This is a genomic window from Arthrobacter sp. MDT2-3, from assembly GCF_059090465.1.
Genome location: NZ_JBNHFS010000001.1, coordinates 571,084 through 588,142 on the forward strand (window position 1 = coordinate 571,084; position 17,059 = coordinate 588,142).

Consider the following 17,059-nt stretch of genomic DNA (forward strand, 5'->3'; position numbering starts at 1 on the left):
CTGCAGGACCCGTTAGCGTCTGACGGCTCGAAAGATACTTACGAGACGCTCTGCTGCCAAAGTCCCAAGGGGATACAGCGAATCAAACTGACCTACCCATGGGCAGGTAGGCAAGCCGACTTTCTGATGCACTCGAAGTGACAGGCTTGCGATTGATAGGGGATCCCCTCATTAATGACGTCCTCGACGAAGCGCCCATAATTGACGTATGTAAGCCTGCATGCCCTTCAATGCCGTCGGGCCAGGAGGTTGCACTGCGCTCCCTTACGCGACCGGTCAGGCGGCCCGTCTTACCGTTCAGGGTATAGACGCACGAACTCCGCCAACTGCCGGCAGTCTGGCCCGCTCGATTGTCCGCAAATTCAGAGGCCGCGAGATGGTCGCCGGAGGCCGTGGCGGACCTGCTCGAAGAAACCGGATACGAACATGAAGCCGTCCTCGCGGAGCTGGAAGTCGCCGGGTACATGGAGAAAGTTCGGGTCGACACCGACGGCGACGTCTGGTGGGACTCGACCATCCAGGGCAATGCCCTGGCGATGGCAAGCTTCGGAAAGCCGATCAGCAGAAAAACCGCGGACCGCCTGGTAGCAGGGTTGGTGGAGCGGGCGCAGGCCTACAACGGTGATCCAGGCAAACCCCTGTTCATCAACACGCTCAGGGTTTTCGGAAGCTACCTCAGCCCGGATGTCGATTCACTCGGAGATGTCGACATCGAGCTCACGTACGGCAGAAGAATCACCGATCGGCAGGCGCTCTCGGACTACACCAAGGCCACCGGACGATCGTTCGGGACGTACTTCGACCAGCTGATGTGGCCGCAGACCGAACTGGTTCGGCACCTGAAGAAACGGTCCGCGTTCATCAACATCACGCTCGAGGACATCACCAGCATTACCGATACCTTCGACACCATCTACAGCATCGGCGAAGACCCGCGCGCGGTCCCGCCGCAGGCCGACAGAACCCTCATCGGAAGGTGAAAAACGTCAATAGCTGACCTTTCATCAAGCTGCGAGACGCGCCGAAGGTGAGGTCACTCCGTCTTACAGGTAGGGCAGCGGCCCCTGTAAGAATGGATTTCATGGACATCTTTAACGCCGGGGCGGGGGCTGACGAGGACTCGATTCTGGAGCTGCGCGTGGAGCTGGTCGACAGCGAGCCTGAGATCTGGCGTTTATTCCAGCTTCGGAGCTCCCTAGCTCTGAATCAGGTACACCAGGTGCTGCAGACAGCCTTTGGCTGGGAGGACGCGCACCTGCACAGGTTTGTAACCAGCGACCCGTTCGCGCCGCTGCGGCCGGTCGAAGGCGAATTCCCGGAAGTCCCACAGTGGCTTCCCGGGCAGCAGTGCGAGGAACCGGGCGACAGGCCTGAGGAGGATTGCTCCCTGGATCAGCTGCTTTCATTGGGTTCAGGCGAAGCGTTCTACGAGTACGACTTCGGTGACAGCTGGCTTCACCGGCTCGAGCTCGTTTCACGCCGGCCCGCAGATCAAGACATTCCGCCGGCCCGCTTGGTCGACGGCGCCCGGCGCGGCCCGATCGAAGACTCCGGAGGTTTCCCCGGCTACGAGGAAATTATGGATGCCTTGGCCGACCCGTCGCATCCTGATCACGCCGAACACGCTGCATGGGTGGCCGACATAACCGGTTCCGATGCGCCTTTTGACCCTGCATTCCTGGACACTCCCGCCGTGAACCGTGCGCTGGCTGAGCAGTTCCGACGTACGCATTCTGGGGAAAAACGCCGTAAATGACAGGCAAGAAGCAGCCCCTTTGCGGGGCACCTCCCCCGCCTGTTTTAAAAGGCCGATAATGTAGGTTATGTAAAGCTAATGGTTTGTGCGGTCCAGGGCACATCGACGACCAGGCAGGGGAGCGGATCACTCCAACTTTGCGTTGCGGAGGTACTGGTAGACGGTCTCCCTGCTGATCCCGTAGTCACGGGCAAGAAGTGCTTTCGAAACACCGCTGCCGGCGATGGACGAAATCGGCTGCCCGGTCCGGTGTGAGGGTCTTTTTCCGTCCTTTGTAGGCGCCGCGCTGCTTGGCCAAGGCGATGCCTTCCCGCTGGCGTTCCCTGATGAGGGAGCGTTCGAATTCGGCGAAGGCACCCATGACGGACAGCATGAGGTTGGCCATGGGGGAGTCCTCGCCGGTGAAGACCAGGCTCTCCTTGACGAACTCCACCCGCACACCTTTGCGGGTGAGGCCCTGGACAAGGGCCCGCAAGTCATCAAGGTTCCGGGCGAGCCGGTCCATGCTGTGCACCACAACAGTGTCCCCATCCCGGGCGAACCGCAGCAATTCGGTAAGCTCCGGTCTGGAAGTGTCCCGGCCGGAGGCCTTGTCCGTGAAGACTCGGTCCAGAACCTGGCCTTCGAGCTGGCGTTTCTCATTCTGGTCAAGAGTGCTTACTCGGACGTACCCGATCCGTTGTCCTGCCACCGCCGCCTCCAACCCTCGTCCTGTCAGGTTGAGTCCTAGGCTCCTCTCAAAAGAAAGCCAGGACAAGGTGACCCAATCGTCTGGTTGGGGTGTAGCCAACCTGAACAAGCTCCTGGCCTATGTGCTAGTCCTTTATGAAGTCGTAGGTCAGCGGATGACCAGATGGGGTGTTCTGATGATGGTGGCGGGGTAGCCGGTTTCCTTCTATGCGTCCACTGCGAGTTGATCTCAGCACTGCCAGACGCGACCGATAGCCGGCAGGTCAGGTCCTGCTGCTCGTTCAGTCTTCGTCCGCGTTGCGCGTGTGTCGCGGAAGGAATGCCGCGGTCACGAGGGCGACGACGGCGATAACAGTGCCGACTGTGAAGGCAGCGCGTGCACCATTGGCGATTGAGGTAGCGTCGGTACCGTCGGCATTCGTGCTGAGAACCGCGATGAGTACCGCCAAACCGGCCGCGCCGCCGAGCTGCTGGATGGTGTTGAGCGCGGCGCTGCCGTGCGGAGCGAGAGCACTTGGAAGCGATCCCAGCGACATGGTGAACAGAGCGACCCAGGCGAACGCTTGTCCGGCGCAGACGAACATGTAGGTGGCCAGGACTACCCACATCGAGGTGTTCTCGGTGAAGGTCGTCATGAACCACCAACCGGCACTGACGACGATGGCTCCCGGGATCGCAAGCCCCCGGGCTCCGATGCGGTCGTAGTAGCGTCCGACGAGGAGGGACACGATCCCGATCGTCGCGCCGCCGGGCACCATGAGCAGCCCGGTCTCCAATGAACCGAGTCCGAGGGATTCCTGCAGGATGAGGGGGAGCAGGGTGGCGAGACTGAAGGCGCCCATCACCAGGAACGTAAAGACGATAACGGGTCGTGCGAACCCGGCATGCATGAAGATCCGCATGTCCAGAACGGCCGCGTCACGGCGCTGCAGTCGGAGCTGACGCAATACGAAGGCTGCGATGCCCGCCACGCCCAGCGGGACGGCGATCCAGAAGGCTGCTGAGAAGTGACCGCCGCTGGATTCGCCGGCACTCGCCAGGCCGTACACCAACGCACCGAATCCGATCGCGGAGAGCACCAGCGACAGCATGTCGAATCCGATGCGCCGCGGCGTAGTGAGGTTCGGCATCTTGGTCGCCCCGATGAGGAGGCCGAGGACCGACGGCGGCAAGATGATGATGAACAGCCACCGCCAGGTCAGCTGCGACATCACCAGGCCGGAGAAGGCGGGACCGAGGGCAGGTGCGACGGCAGACACCGCAGTGACTAACGCCATCATCTGTCCACGACGAGACGGCGCAACGAGACCCATCGACGTCGTCATCAGCAGCGGGACCAACACCGCCGTACCGAGGGCCTGCACAATTCGGCCGGTGAGCAGCAGCGCGAAGCCAGGCGCCACGGCCGCGATCAGGGTGCCGAGGGTGAACAATCCGACGCTGACAATGAAGATCGTCCGAAGCTGGAACCGCTGCATGATGTACCCGGTAGTCGGGATAATCACCGCGAGGGTGAGGGTGTAGCCGGTGGTTAGCCACTGCCCGGTCGTAGCCGTGATGTTCAGGTCGTCCATGATCTGTGGCAGCGCCACCCCGACCACCATCTCGGACAGGAACGCCACGAACGCCGAGAAGACCAGGACGGAGATCGTCAGGACCTCTCCCGAAGACAATCGTTTCGTTGGTGCCGGGCTGGTCGCAATCGGGCCGGTAACCGCTCCTTGGGGATCGGCGATGATGCCGGCGGGCCCTGTTGCAGGGGCGGGGCGCGTGTCACTACTCATAAGCTGTTGACTCCAAGGTGCTCGTAAGATTCATCGGTTCGGGTCGGAATCCACAGGATTACCGCCTGGACAAAGCACCGCGCCATCGGAGAGCTTGTCGGTATTTCAGTCTCTACCTTTACACTAATGTGAAGGTAGGACGGCTAAGCCCTAACGTTCCGATTTGTGTCGGCGTCGGCGCTCGAGTCCATCGTCTTGGCGGGAAATCTCCGGTGCCTGGCGTGCGGCGGGCGCCACCAGCGGAGACAAGTTCGGTCGGTCAGCCCTCTTGTTTTAGGCAAGCGTCCGGGGTTTGACTGCCACCAGGATCAGGGCGCCGAGCACGGAGGCGAGGCCGCCGAGGACCTGGGCTGTCTGTACGCCGGCACCGTCGACGAGAAGCCCGCCAATGAACGCGCCGAGGGCGACCGCGACCTGGAGCACACCTGTCTGCAGTCCGCCGATGCTTTCGAGGCGGCTCGGTTCGGCTCGTGCGAGCCAGGTCGAGATGACCGTGGGCAGGGCACCGAAACCGGCTCCCCAGAGCGCGGCTGCAATGAAGAGCAGCACTGTGCTGCTGCCCATGTACACGAAGGCGATCATCGCCAGGCCGAGGACGAGCGGGAAGATCAGTGTCGCGATGCGCAGGGTGCGGTCGGCGAGAGGTCCGGCGATCAGGTTGCCGCCCACGATGCCTAGGCCGTACACCAGGAGCAGGACAGCGAGCTGCTCGGGATCGAGTCCGCCGACCTCGGTCGCTGCAGGACGGATGTAGGTGAAGCCGGCGAAGTGACCGGCACCCATCAGAGCCATGGTGAACAGGCAGAGCAGCACCAGGCGGGAGCGCAGTGTCTGTACCAGGGGCCGGAATCCGCTTGAGGGGCCGGTCACCATCGAAGGCAGGGCGAGGAATTGGATGACCATGGCGATGATGCCGACGCCCGCGGCCAGGGCGAACACTGCACGCCAGCCCCAGATCTCACCGAGCAGCGTGCCGAGCGGGACGGCGGCGACGGTAGCCAGGGTCACGCCCACGTTCACGATCGTTAGACCCAGACCGAGTTTCGACGCCGGAACAAGGCGCGCTGTGATGGAGATCGCCAACGCCCAGAACCCGCCGATCGCGATGCCGAGCAGGACGCGGGCGGCCAGAAGGATCGGGTAGGTCGGCGCGATCGCCACCAGCACATCGGATACGACGGCAAGCGCCGAGAGGATGATCATCAGGTGCCGGCGGTCCATGCGCGAGAGCACGACAGGGATGGTGATGCCGGAGATGGCTGCGACGATGGCGGTGATGGCGACGGACTGACCGGCCACACCCTCTGTCACCCCCAGATCCGCGGCAACCCGGGAAAGAAGGCTTGCCGGCAGGAATTCGGCCATCACGAGGGCGAATACACCCACGCTCAGCGAGGCCACTCCCGCCCATGATGGTTTCTGCGTCGGGCCTGCACTGTCGGACCGTGATCCGTGAGCGCCGGTCTCTTGTGTTGCTGTTGCTTCGTGAGAAGTCATTCGGTAGGCATCCTGGCTTGCGTGTGAGTGCGCATCAGTAGGTGCGCGTTGGTGCGTGGGGGAGTTGTGGGGTCGTAGCGTCAGCTGTAGCAGGCACGGTTGATGGCGACGAGGAACTTGCCGTCCGGTTTGCCGCCGGCATCGATGTACCCGCCGATGGCGTCCATGGCCAGATCCCGACGCTGGGGGACGCGCTCCTTCTGGGCGGCTGCCAGGAAGGCTGGCATCTCTTCGCGTCTACGGTCCGTGCAGTAGACGGGGGCGCCGGGCTGCTGCCGCCAGGACTCGGCGAGGACGCCGGCATCGACAGCGTCGAAGCCGGTCTGCTCCACCAGTGACATCGCCACCTTCCGGTGGTCGTCCTGGTCGGCTGCCACCGGGATGGCGACTCGGCCTGCAGCCCCGGCCTCGGTGGCCTTGGCATCGAAGGACTGGGATGTGATGGCGTTCCAGGCTTTCGTGACGGGGCGGCCGAACAGCTCGGACAACCAGATGCTCTCGGGCTGCCCGTCGACAAAGGCCGGGACGATGCCGTCGCGGGCCGGATAGTAGTTGGACGTGTCGATGACGACGGCGGCCTCGGGTGCGCGCCGGACGTGGGCGGCGATGTCCTCGTTGCGGTTCATCGGGACCGAGACGATGAGGACGTCGACGCCAGTGGCCGCTTCGGAAGCCGTGACGGCTCGCGCGCCGGTGCTCAAGGCTGCGGCAGCAATCGTCTCCGGGCCGCGTGAGTTCGCGATCGCTACGTCATGTCCGTGACGGCTGAGCCGCCGGGCAATGGTCGAGCCGATCGAACCTGCGCCGATGATTCCGATCTTCATGTGTCTCCCTAGTGCGATATCTGTCCTTCCATCATCAACCTTGCCATTAGTGTGAAGGTCAAATCGGGGGTGTCTTATACCGGACGAGGACGAAGGTAAACGACCCACCGATACATCGACCTACACACGCATCAGGCAGGGTCGAGCTCGTGGAGGGCTCGATATTGGCCTTGGAAGTACACCAGTGGATCAGGGTGTTCTTCAGGAGATGTACCTAGTTCGATAACGCGTCCGAGCACGATGAGATGGTCGCCGGCGTCGTGCTCAGCCCAGATTGTGCAGTCGAGCCAGGCCAGGCTTTCATCCAGGACCGGGTTGCCCTGTGTTGTGGGGCTCCACCGGATGTTGGCCCATTTGTCCGTGCCTCGTCGAGCGAACTGGTTGGATACTGCTTCCTGGTCGCGCGAGAGGATGTTGACCGTGAAGGTTCCGGTGTCGCGGATCCTCGGGTAGGTGGTGGAGGTTTTCATGACGCTGAAGGACACGACCGGCGGGTCGACGGAGACACTGTAGAACGACTGGCAGGTGAACCCGATCGGCCCCTGGTCATCGTAAACGGTGATGATCGTGATGCCTGACGCGTAACGGCCCACGGTGCCACGGAAGAGACCTTGATCAATGATGTGGCTCTGATTGTGGCTGGGGTTGTCGGTGGTTGTCGTCATTCGGCGTTATCCGCGAGTCGAGCGTCCAGGCCGTACTGGGCGGGGGCGCCGAGGTGATCACGGAGGGTGGTGCCTTCGTAGTCGTCGTGGAAGAGGCCGCGCTTCTGGAGCAGGGGGACGACGTCGTCGACGAAGGTGTCGATACCGTCCTCGTAGACGTCGATGGACACCCAGAAGCCGTCGCAGGCGCCTGCCTCGAACCATTCCTGCATGTGGTCCGCGGTCACGGATGCCGGGCCTACCGGGGTGGGGTGGTAGTCGATGACCCCGTGGGCGAGGATGTCGCGGAGGGTCCATCCTTCGCGGGCGACCTCGAGCGCTTTGGGGGAGCGGGGATCGAAAGGGCTGGGTCGGGCTGCTGCCAGCTGGGCGGGCCTGAGTGGCTCGTCGATCTGGCTCGCAGCGAGAGTCAGTCCCAGCATGGAGCCGAGATAGGGAACGAGGGCCGGGGCGGCTTGGTCGCCGAGGGCTACGCGGCGGTCCAGTGCCGCCCGTTTGGTGGCGGCGATGGCCGGCATCACTCCGGCGATGAATTTCACCTCGTCAGGGTTGCGTCCGGCCCTGCGCGCTGCGTCCCGGACGGCTTCGCGCTGGGCGCGGGCGTCCTCGATGGTGAATACGGCGCCGATGACGGCGCTGGCGTACCTACCGGCGATCTCGAGGCCGTTCGCGCCTCCGCCGGCCGAGAAAACCACAGGTTGGCCCTGCTCCGACGGCGGGATGGGCAGCGGTCCCCGGGACGCGACATATTTGCCCGGCAGGTTGGTGGCCTTGATCTTCTCCGGATCGATGAACCGGGCATTCGTTGTGTCCCTGATCCAGGCATCCTGCTGCCAGCTACCCCAGAGAGCCTGGGTGATCTGGATGGTCTCGTGCGCCCGCTGGTAACGCTGCGGCCGGGGCGCGATCTCCTGCCCGAAGTTCGCGGCGGACGCAGGGTCGCTGGTCGTCACAGCGTTCCACCCGGCCCGGCCATGACTCATCACGTCCAGGGCCTTGAACTGGCGAGCGAGGTTGTAGGGCTCGTTGAAGGTCGTCGAGCCGGTCGCTACGAGACCGATGCGCTCGGTCGCGCGGGCTATGGCTGCCAGGGTCAGCATGGGTTCCAGGGTGAGCATGGGCGCCTCCTGCACGCCATCTGCTTTGTAGGCCAGGAAGTCGGGCAGGAACAGGAACGCGAACTTGCCCCGTTCGGCGGCCTGGGCGTAGCGCACCTGCGCGTCGAAGTCGGCGTAATTGGCCGGGTCCACGCCCGCGGCGCGCCAGGCCGACCCGTGGGCGCCGTACCCGTTACCGAGCTGCAGGCCGAGGATCATTTTTGGAGATGAGGAGGAAGTCACCTACCCATAGTGCAACCTTCTCACTAGTGAGAAGGTCAAATCGTGCGCCTGCTGCTACGCCGGCTGTCGTTCGCGCGTGCCGCTCCTGCTGCCGGCGGTCTCCAGTGCCTGGATGTAGCGGTTGATGGCGTCCCGGTTCTGCGAAAGGACGTCGATCTTATGGGTCATCCGGTCCCGCTCCTGCCGCAGAATTTCCAGGAGTTCCGGGTCAGCGTCGTCGACGACGACGGTCTGCGGCTGGTTCAGGCACGGCAGGATGTTGCCGATGATCCTGGTCGGAATACCCGAGTCGATGAGCCCGCGGATCTTCGCCACGCGGTCCACAAGGTATTCGTCATACTCCCGGTAACCGTTGTCGAGGCGGCGCGGTGTCACCAGGCCCTGCTCCTCGTAGTAACGGAGCATCCGAGCCGGCACACCGGACCTTTGTTCCAATTCGCCTATACGCATGCCCGCTCCTTCGATCGCTACCAGATCTGCATCAACCTTCACACTAGTGGACGGGTAGCACGGTGAGCTACCCGGATCGGAGTCGGAAGCAGTATCTGCGTCCAGCGATGAGCCTTTACAGCTGAGCGCGTATTCGACTGGTTCCAGCGGTGGTACCGAGTTGTTCGCGGACCCGCTGGTAGGTTTCGCCGAGCGCCGTCTGGTGACCGGCGTCGGTAAGTTCGGCCCATCCGTCGAAGGCGGCGCGGGCTGCTATCCCAGCGAATTCGGTCACGAGGCGTGCTTTCTCGGGGCTCACCTCGCCCTCAAGAGCGTTCTCCGTCAACCTGGCGAGGCCCGGACAAGCTGCGCCGGGTGACTTTGTTCCGTCCACAGTTGGAGGCAATTCGGGTTATCCACAGCTGGATATTGGGAGCCCCTGGATTAGCTCCCAGAGCAGCAGTAGCGGTGGATAACCCAGGAGAACTGTCCCTGGCTGTGGGCGGCCGCGGAACCCAAGCCTCGCAATGAACTCGGATGGAAGTCCCTCATTTCTGGGGCCCAACAAGGCCCCTGTGTCAGGTTGAGGTGTGCCCTATCTGAATGAACTCCCGGCCCCGTGTGGAATTTCTGGCACCTCGTATAGGCTGCGGATGAGTTCGGCCGTTTCGGTTTGGAGTGCGGGCGGGTCGGTTTTCGACCAGGCCAGGTAGACGGGGACTGGTGGTGCGTCCCGGACGACCCGGTAGACCAGGCCGGCCCTTCGGTATTGGTGGGCGGTGGATTCGGCGGTTATGCCCCGGGCTTTGCCGCTGCCGATGACCGTCAGCCAGTCGTCCACGTCACTGGTGATTACCGTTCGAACTGGTTCCTTTCCTTCGGGCCAGAGGTCCAGGCGGGTGCTTCCGGTACCTACATCAATTGCCACCGTGGCATCTCTGACTTGGGCGAGCGTGACAGTTCGTTTGGTTGCCAGAGGGTCCTCGATTGCCATCGCGCAGTAGCGCTTTTCGTACCCGGTGAGGACGACGTCGAGGTTTCCTGGTTCCGGGGTGCGGCGCAGGATCGCAAGATCGGTTGTCCCTTCGGCCAGCCCTGCAGTAGGGGTGTTTGTCCTGATGAGTAGCAGGTCTTTGTTGGGGAAGGCAGCGGTCCATCGGCGTTGAAACTCAGGCGTGTGTCTGCCCAAGGCAGACCACGCATATCCAATCCTTACCGTGCTCTTGGAGGCGGACGCTTCACGCTGAAGATCCTCCAGCGCCGTGAGGGCATGTCGGGCGCGACCTATCACGCGCTTCCCCGCGGGAGTAAGTTCCACGCTGCGAGTGGTCCGCACCAGCAGCCGGACTCCTAATGCCCGTTCAAGGGCAGCGACGTTCCGGGAAACGGCGGCCTGGGAGATACCCAGTTCAATGGCCGCGTCGGTGAACGTCCTAACCTCTGTAACCCTGAGGAAAGATTTCAGGTGGCGTATCTCGAAGTCCATGGCCACCAGTTTATTCATGCAGGATCTGCATTAGTCGGCGCACCTATGCATTATGGGGGAGTGCGGCCGTTGCGGAGAATCCATTCATGGATAAAGCAGGGAAAGGGCGTCAGGGGCGGGCAACCGCCACGCTCGTAGCAAGTGCCCTCTCAAACCAGCTGGGTGCGGCCAGTGGTTCGATGGCCTTTCCGGCAGTAGGCCCCGTAGGCGTTGTTGCAGTTCGTCAACTTGTTGCTGCCGCGGTACTCCTTCCGCTGGTCCGGCCACGAGTCCGGGATTTCACGCTTTCCCAATGGTGGCCGATACTTCTGCTCGCGTTGGTCTTCGGTACGATGAATCTCTCGCTTTACGCCGCCATCGAGCGGATCGGTTTGGGACTGGCGGTGACGCTGGAATTCCTTGGGCCTCTTGCAGTTGCCATAGCCACAACCAGGAATAAAGGCAGCATGTTCTGTTCCGCCATTGCTGGTGCGGGCGTTGTTGCCATCACACAACCAGGGGCTTCCACAGACTACGCCGGAATCGGTTTTGCACTCATCGCGGCATCGAGCTGGGCTGCTTACATCCTGCTGAACAGAACGGTAGGTAACCGGATACCCGGTGTTCAGGGAACCGCCACAGCTACGGGAGTATCAGCCGCGCTGTTCCTCCCCGTCGGGGCAATTGTCTTCGTCACTCAGAGGCCCGACGCCACCATGGTCCTTTGCGCCATCGTAGCCGGACTCTTGGCGTCCGTCGTGCCCTATATTGCTGACCTGGTAGCGCTGCGCAGCGTCCCCGCTAACCTCTTCGGCGTCCTCATGAGCATCAATCCTGTTTTCGCTGCGGTCATCGGAGCCATCGCACTCCATGAGGGACTGGGCGCTGTTGAATGGGCCGGGATAGTCCTAATTGTCAGCGCTAATGCCGTCGCTCTGCGCCTTCAGCGTTGAAGTGCGGGCGGGTTTAAGCCTGATGAGCAATGTCATGTGTTTACGACGAGGACTATCGGCGCCAGGGTGCTGGCTTTGACGTGCGTCAGTTCTGCACGCGTTGCCGGAACTGACGCGGCGTTTCGCCGGCGTCGTTGAGGAAATGCCTGTTGAAGTTGGACAGGTTGGAGAACCCCACTTCGTAGCAGATATCAGAAATAGCCTTGTCACTGCGTTCCAGCAGGCGCCGGGCGTGGGCCAGGCGAAGCTTGCGGACCAGGTCGCTGAAGTTTTGGCCGGTAGCGCGTTTGAAGTATTTCGAGAAGGAAGCTTCCTGCATCCCGACCATTGCGGCCGCCTCCGACATCGTGACGCTGCCGGCATGATTGTTGAAGACGTACTCCAGGACAAGGTCCACGACTGCGGCGGCTTGGCCGTCCAGTTGCGGCCGGAACCATTCCTGGGCCAGGTAGCGGCGGTCTTCTTGAGGTGCTTGGACCAGGATTCGGAACAGTTCAAACAGGTGCTGGAGCCGCGCCAGCCCGGTGGTTGTCCCCATCACTTCGATGGCTGTTGCCGCTTCCTTGGCTGATCGTCCCATGAACTCGATCCCCCGCTGTGACTGCTCCAGCAGCGGCTTGATCTCGGCCATTTCAGGAACGAGGGCAGCGGCCTGCTCAACCCACTTTCCGTCGAACTGGATAACGGCGTCTCGGTTTTCCAACACTTCACCGGCCTCCAGGTCACTGACCCAATCATGGGGCAGCCCGGACCCCACGAGGGCAACGTGGCCTGCTTCGAAGGTCCCGATGTGGTCGCCGACAATGAATTTTCCGGTGCCCTTCCGAATGAGGTGGATTTCGTACTCGGGGTGGTAATTCCAGCGGGCCACCGGGCTGGGATAGCTGTGCTGGTGCCACCGGACAGAGTGGTTGGGATCAGGCGGGATGACTTCCCTGTTGGCCCGCATTCCCAGCAGTCGTTCGGCGAGCCTCGCCGTGGCTCCGTCAGCAGTGTCGGCGGCAGTCATCGTGGTACTCCGTTGGTTCGGTGGTTTATGAACTCTGGACAGTGCTTGAGGGCCCTGATCCCAGATTAGTGCCTAACGCGGTGACAGGTAGGGAAAATTAGTATCAGAAATCGGCAAGCAGGGCGCTAGTTGTGACCTGCACCTCCCGCCTAATCTGGAAGAACATCAGCGAGGTATATCGGGATTTCCGGTTAGGCCCTCGCCCCGGTCCGGTACCCCGACATGGCAGTCGAGGTGCGGTGACTGTGCACCCCTGAAAGAACAAAGGAGTCCTTAATGCGCCCAAAAATGCGTGCTGCGACCCTGGCCGCCGGCGCTTTGTGTGTCGCGCTGAGTGCCTCGGCCTGTGCAGGTGCCGGCGGAGGTAATTCCGCCGGTGACCCGAACAGCATCAGTGTCCTGATGGTGAACAACCCTCAGATGGAGGATCTGCAGCGGCTGACCGCAGAGAACTTCACCAAGGAAACCGGGATCAGGGTCAATTACACGATCCTGCCGGAGAACGATGTCCGGGCCAAGATCAGCCAGGAGTTCTCCAGCCAGGCCGGCCAGTACGACGTCGCATCCCTGTCCAACTACGAGATTCCGTTCTATTCCGCCAATGGCTGGCTCGCCCCACTGGATGACGTTGCTGCGGACCCGGAGTTTGACCAGGGCGACATCCTCCCCGCCTACACCGCGTCCCTTACGGGCGAGGACGGCAAGCTGTACGGCGAACCGTTCTACGGCGAGTCCTCCTTCCTGATGTACCGCAAGGACATCCTGGAGTCCAAGGGCCTGACCATGCCGGCGAAACCCACCTGGGACGAGGTCGCCGAGGTCGCGGCGCAGGTCGACGGCGCGGAACCGGGCATGAAGGGCATCTGCCTGCGCGGCCAGCCGGGCTGGGGCCAGGTCTTCGCGCCCTTGACCACTGTGGTGAACACCTTCGGCGGAACCTGGTTCGACAAAGACTGGAACGCCCAGGTCAACTCCCCCGAATTCACCGAGGCAGTGGAGTTCTACACCAAGCTGGTGCGCGAGCACGGTGAGGCAGGGGCCGCACAGGCCGGGTTCACCGAATGCCTGAACAACATGAGCCAGGGCAACGTGGCCATGTGGTACGACGCAACATCGGCCGCGGGCGCCCTGGAAGCTGAGGACTCCCCGGTGAAGGGCAAGATCGGCTACGCCCAGGCCCCGGTGAAGGAAACCAAGTCCTCCGGCTGGCTGTGGACCTGGTCCTGGGCCATGCAGGCCGCCTCCACGAAGCAGGACGCGGCGGAGAAATTCATAGCCTGGGCCAGCTCCAAGGACTACGAGGAACTCGTCGCCTCCGAGCTTGGCTGGGCGAAGGTCCCGTCCGGCAAGCGCATCTCCACCTACGAGAACGCCGAGTTCCAGAAGGCCGCCCCCTTCTTCGAAACCGAGCGCTTCGCCATCGAGAACGCCGACCCGAAGAACCCCGGCGCCCAGGAACGCCCCGCCGTCGGCATCCAGTTTGTCGGCATCCCCGAGTTCGCTGCCCTGGGCACGAACGTCTCCCAGGGTGTCAGCTCGGCCATCGCCGGTCAGGGCAGCGTGGCTGACGCGCTGGCCAAGGGCCAGGAAGCCGCCCAAAAGGTCGGCAACAAGTACAAGCAGCCCTAACCGAACAGCAGGAGAACATCATGACTACCGCAACGGCGCGCATCTCCCGCCCGGGACACCACGCAGCCAAACCTTCGAAGGACGCCAAGTCGCGCGAACGCGCCCTGGTCTGGGCACGGCGCGCACCACTGCTCCCGGCCCTGGTCTTCCTCATCCTGGTCACCCAGCTTCCGTTCGTGGTGACCCTGATCATCTCGTTCATGAACTGGAACAGCCTCAGCCCGGACAAGACCGCCTTCGCCGGCCTGGAGAACTACGTCACGGTCCTCACGGACCCTGACCTCCGCCAGGCGATCTTCACCACCATCCTCCTCACCGTCTCCGTGGTGCTGATCAGCCTGCTCATCGGCCTGGGCCTTGCCCTGCTGCTGGACAAGAAGTTCATCGGCCGCGGCCTGGCACGCACCCTGCTGATCGCACCGTTCCTGGTGGTTCCCGTGGCAGCGGCCCTGATCTGGAAGCACGCCCTGCTCAACCCCACCTACGGGCTGATCAACGGCATCCTCACCTGGGTGTGGTCCCTCTTCGGCAGTGCCGCAGCCCCACAGCTGGATCTGCTTTCGCAGGCACCGATGATGGCAGTGATCCTCTCCCTGGTCTGGCAGTGGACGCCGTTCATGATGCTCATCCTGCTGGCCGGACTGCAGTCCCGCCCCATGGACACCGTGGAAGCTGCGCAGGTGGACGGCGCCACACCCTGGGCGATCTTCCGCCACCTGACCCTGCCGCACCTGCGCCAGTACCTGGAACTGGGCGGGCTGCTCGGAGCGATCTACATCGTGCAGAACTTCGACGCCGTCTTCACCCTCACCGCCGGCGGACTGGGCACCGCCAACCTGCCCTATGCGATCTACCAGACGTTCTACTTCGCCAACGAATACGGCCTGGCCTCCGCGGCCGGCGTCGTGGTGGTCATCGGCACCATCATCGTGGCTACCTTCGCACTCCGCACCGTCTTTTCACTCTTCAAAAAGGAGGCAGCACGATGAGCACCCTAACCCCCGCTGCACCGCAGAGCACCCCTCCCGGCCCCACCGCATTGAACACCGGTACCCGCAAACGCGGCAAGGCACGTATGGACCCCACCCGCAACAACACCGCCGCCGGCATCGCTGCCTGGCTGCTCGCGCTGCTCTTCGCCGTCCCGGTCCTGTGGATGCTCCTCACCTCGTTCCACTCCGAGACCGACGCCGCCACGAACCCGCCCTCCATCGCAGCGAACCTCACCCTGGACGCGTACCGCGAGTTCTTCGGCGAAACCTCCGGCGTCAGCCCCTGGCCGTCACTGATCAACTCCGCCACCGCCTCGATCCTGTCCACGGTCCTCGTGCTGCTCCTGGCATTCCCGGCCGCGTATGCCCTGTCCATCCGGCCGGTGAAGAAGTGGACCGACGTGATGTTCTTCTTCCTCTCCACCAAAATGATGCCCGTGGTCGCGGCGATCCTGCCGCTCTACCTCTTCGCACGGACCGTGGGGGCCCTGGACAACATCTGGTTCCTGATCCTGATGTACACCTCCATGAACCTTCCCATCGCCGTCTGGATGATGCGCTCCTTCCTCGCCGAAGTGCCGGAAGAAATGCTGGAGGCCGCCCAGATCGACGGCGCCAACCTCCTGCTCATCCTCCGCAAGGTCATCGCACCAGTGGCAATGCCCGGCATCGCCGCCACCGCCCTGATCTGCTTCATCTTCAGCTGGAACGAACTGCTCCTGGCCCGGGTCCTCACCGGCGTGGTCGCAGGAACAGCGCCGGTGTTCCTCACCGGCTTCGTCTCCGGGCAGGGCCTCTTCCTCGCCCAAGTCTGCGCAGCCGCCGTCGTGATCTCCCTCCCGGTGCTGTTCGCAGGCTTCGCCGCCCAGGACAAACTCGTCCAAGGCCTCTCCCTCGGCGCCGTGAAATAACAGGCTTTGAAATAGCCCGCCGGTTCCCCACCAAACTCTTTCAAGGATTACCTCGATGACAACGACAACCACCCAGTCACCTGCCACCGGCTCCGGACTGCCCGCCACGATGCGCGCCAACACCCTCAAAAGCAAGGGCAACATGGTCATGGAAACCCTGCCCCTCCCGCAGCTCGACGCGGACCAGGTCCTGGTGCAGGTCGCCGCCGTCGGCGTCTGCGGCAGTGACGTCCACTACTACGAGCACGGCCGGATCGGCCCCTACGTGGTGGACCACCCGCTGATCCTGGGCCACGAACTCTCCGGTTGGATCGCCGCCGTCGGCAGCGCCGTCGACCCTGCCCGCGTAGGCCAGCGCGTAGCCGTCGAACCCCAGCGCCCCTGCCGCACCTGCAAACAGTGCAAGGCCGGACGCTACAACCTGTGCCCGGACATCGAGTTCTACGCCACCCCTCCCATCGATGGCGCGTTCGCGGAATACGTGACCATCCAGTCCGATTTCGCCTATGTCATCCCGGACAGCGTCAGCGACGAGGCAGCAGCCCTCATCGAGCCGCTCTCCGTAGGGCTCTGGGCCTGTGAGCGGGCCGGGATCAAGCCGGGAAGCCGGGTCCTGATCGCCGGCGCCGGCCCCATCGGCATCATCGCGGCGCAGGCCGCACGTGCTTTCGGCGCCACCGAAATCTACATCAGCGACATCGCCGAAGACCGGCTCGCGTTCGCCCTCGAACACGGCGCCACGCACGCGCTGAACGCGAGGACGGACAGTGTGGAAGGGCTCGACGTCGACGCGTTCATTGACGCCTCCGGCGCACCGCAGGCCGTCCGCTCCGGAATCAAGGCCGTCGCACCCGCCGGCCGCGTCATCCTAGTCGGGCTGGGCGCCGACGACGTCGAACTCCCCGTCTCCTACCTCCAAAACAGGGAGATCTGGCTCTCCGGGGTCTTCCGCTACACCAACACCTGGCCGCTGGCGATCCAGCTGATCGCCGACGGGAAAGTGGATCTGGACATCCTCGTCACCGGCAGGTTCTCCCTCGCCGAGTCCGAGGAGGCACTCAAGGCCGGCAAGCAGCCGGGCCAGCTCAAAGCCGTCGTGTACCCGGGCCGCTAAG

Annotated in this window: 16 protein-coding genes and 1 pseudogene; 7 read left to right on the plus strand and 10 right to left on the minus strand. The window is 63.2% G+C overall.

Annotation, left to right across the window (positions count from 1 at the left end; translation table 11 throughout):
- Positions 1–350 precede the first annotated feature (350 nt).
- Both AC5RUQ_RS02595 and AC5RUQ_RS02600 read left to right on the plus strand, forming a co-directional pair.
- Positions 351–980, plus strand: a complete 630-nt coding sequence (locus AC5RUQ_RS02595; RefSeq protein ID WP_493945842.1) for a hypothetical protein — start codon at positions 351–353, stop codon at positions 978–980.
- A 101-nt stretch (positions 981–1,081) separates the two neighbouring features.
- Positions 1,082–1,756, plus strand: a complete 675-nt coding sequence (locus tag AC5RUQ_RS02600; protein WP_493945843.1) for a plasmid pRiA4b ORF-3 family protein — start codon at positions 1,082–1,084, stop codon at positions 1,754–1,756.
- Between the two features lie 126 nt (positions 1,757–1,882).
- Here AC5RUQ_RS02600 and AC5RUQ_RS02605 read toward each other — a convergent pair.
- From AC5RUQ_RS02605 to AC5RUQ_RS02645, 9 genes and pseudogenes are all read right to left on the minus strand, one after another.
- Positions 1,883–2,447: pseudogene (locus AC5RUQ_RS02605) on the minus strand (recombinase family protein).
- A 280-nt stretch (positions 2,448–2,727) separates the two neighbouring features.
- Entirely contained in the window at positions 2,728–4,230 is a 1,503-nt protein-coding gene (locus tag AC5RUQ_RS02610) for a DHA2 family efflux MFS transporter permease subunit (RefSeq protein ID WP_493945844.1), read from the minus strand.
- Positions 4,231–4,503: 273 nt separating this feature from the next.
- Positions 4,504–5,727: an MFS transporter gene (locus tag AC5RUQ_RS02615; RefSeq protein ID WP_493945845.1), complete on the minus strand. Its 1,224-nt coding sequence runs from the start codon at positions 5,725–5,727 to the stop codon at positions 4,504–4,506.
- An 80-nt stretch (positions 5,728–5,807) separates the two neighbouring features.
- Positions 5,808–6,551: an NADPH-dependent F420 reductase gene (locus AC5RUQ_RS02620; protein WP_493945846.1), complete on the minus strand. Its 744-nt coding sequence runs from the start codon at positions 6,549–6,551 to the stop codon at positions 5,808–5,810.
- 131 nt (positions 6,552–6,682) lie between these two features.
- Entirely contained in the window at positions 6,683–7,216 is a 534-nt protein-coding gene (locus tag AC5RUQ_RS02625; RefSeq protein WP_493945847.1) for a flavin reductase family protein, read from the minus strand.
- Positions 7,213–8,556, minus strand: a complete 1,344-nt coding sequence (locus tag AC5RUQ_RS02630; RefSeq protein WP_493945848.1) for an NtaA/DmoA family FMN-dependent monooxygenase — start codon at positions 8,554–8,556, stop codon at positions 7,213–7,215. Before AC5RUQ_RS02630 ends, AC5RUQ_RS02625 begins: the two co-directional genes overlap by 4 nt.
- 54 nt (positions 8,557–8,610) lie before the next feature.
- Positions 8,611–9,006 carry a MerR family transcriptional regulator gene (locus AC5RUQ_RS02635; protein WP_493945849.1) on the minus strand — a complete coding sequence of 132 codons (396 nt, stop codon included), beginning with the start codon at positions 9,004–9,006 and terminating at the stop codon, positions 8,611–8,613.
- A gap of 115 nt (positions 9,007–9,121) precedes the next feature.
- Complete coding sequence (locus tag AC5RUQ_RS02640; RefSeq protein WP_493945850.1) at positions 9,122–9,280, minus strand: hypothetical protein; 159 nt, start codon at positions 9,278–9,280, stop codon at positions 9,122–9,124.
- Between the two features lie 300 nt (positions 9,281–9,580).
- On the minus strand, positions 9,581–10,471 hold the full coding sequence (locus AC5RUQ_RS02645; protein WP_493945851.1) for a LysR family transcriptional regulator: 891 nt from the start codon (positions 10,469–10,471) through the stop codon (positions 9,581–9,583).
- 86 nt (positions 10,472–10,557) lie between these two features.
- Between AC5RUQ_RS02645 and AC5RUQ_RS02650 the strand changes: the two genes are divergently transcribed.
- Complete coding sequence (locus AC5RUQ_RS02650) at positions 10,558–11,403, plus strand: EamA family transporter (protein WP_493945852.1); 846 nt, start codon at positions 10,558–10,560, stop codon at positions 11,401–11,403.
- Positions 11,404–11,488: 85 nt separating this feature from the next.
- Here AC5RUQ_RS02650 and AC5RUQ_RS02655 read toward each other — a convergent pair whose 3' ends face one another.
- Positions 11,489–12,412, minus strand: coding sequence for an AraC family transcriptional regulator (locus AC5RUQ_RS02655; protein ID WP_493945853.1), 924 nt, complete (start codon positions 12,410–12,412; stop codon positions 11,489–11,491).
- A 276-nt stretch (positions 12,413–12,688) separates the two neighbouring features.
- On the opposite strand from AC5RUQ_RS02655, the gene AC5RUQ_RS02660 reads away from it, so the two are divergent.
- From AC5RUQ_RS02660 to AC5RUQ_RS02675, 4 genes are read left to right on the plus strand one after another with little or no spacing between them, the layout of a single operon-like run.
- Positions 12,689–14,041: an ABC transporter substrate-binding protein gene (locus tag AC5RUQ_RS02660; RefSeq protein ID WP_493945854.1), complete on the plus strand. Its 1,353-nt coding sequence runs from the start codon at positions 12,689–12,691 to the stop codon at positions 14,039–14,041.
- A 20-nt stretch (positions 14,042–14,061) separates the two neighbouring features.
- On the plus strand, positions 14,062–15,030 hold the full coding sequence (locus AC5RUQ_RS02665; RefSeq protein WP_493945855.1) for a carbohydrate ABC transporter permease: 969 nt from the start codon (positions 14,062–14,064) through the stop codon (positions 15,028–15,030).
- Entirely contained in the window at positions 15,027–15,944 is a 918-nt protein-coding gene (locus AC5RUQ_RS02670; protein WP_493945856.1) for a carbohydrate ABC transporter permease, read from the plus strand. The genes AC5RUQ_RS02665 and AC5RUQ_RS02670 overlap by 4 nt, the downstream gene beginning before the upstream one ends.
- A gap of 55 nt (positions 15,945–15,999) precedes the next feature.
- Entirely contained in the window at positions 16,000–17,058 is a 1,059-nt protein-coding gene (locus tag AC5RUQ_RS02675) for an NAD(P)-dependent alcohol dehydrogenase (protein WP_493945857.1), read from the plus strand.
- The last annotated feature ends 1 nt before the right edge of the window (position 17,059 follow it).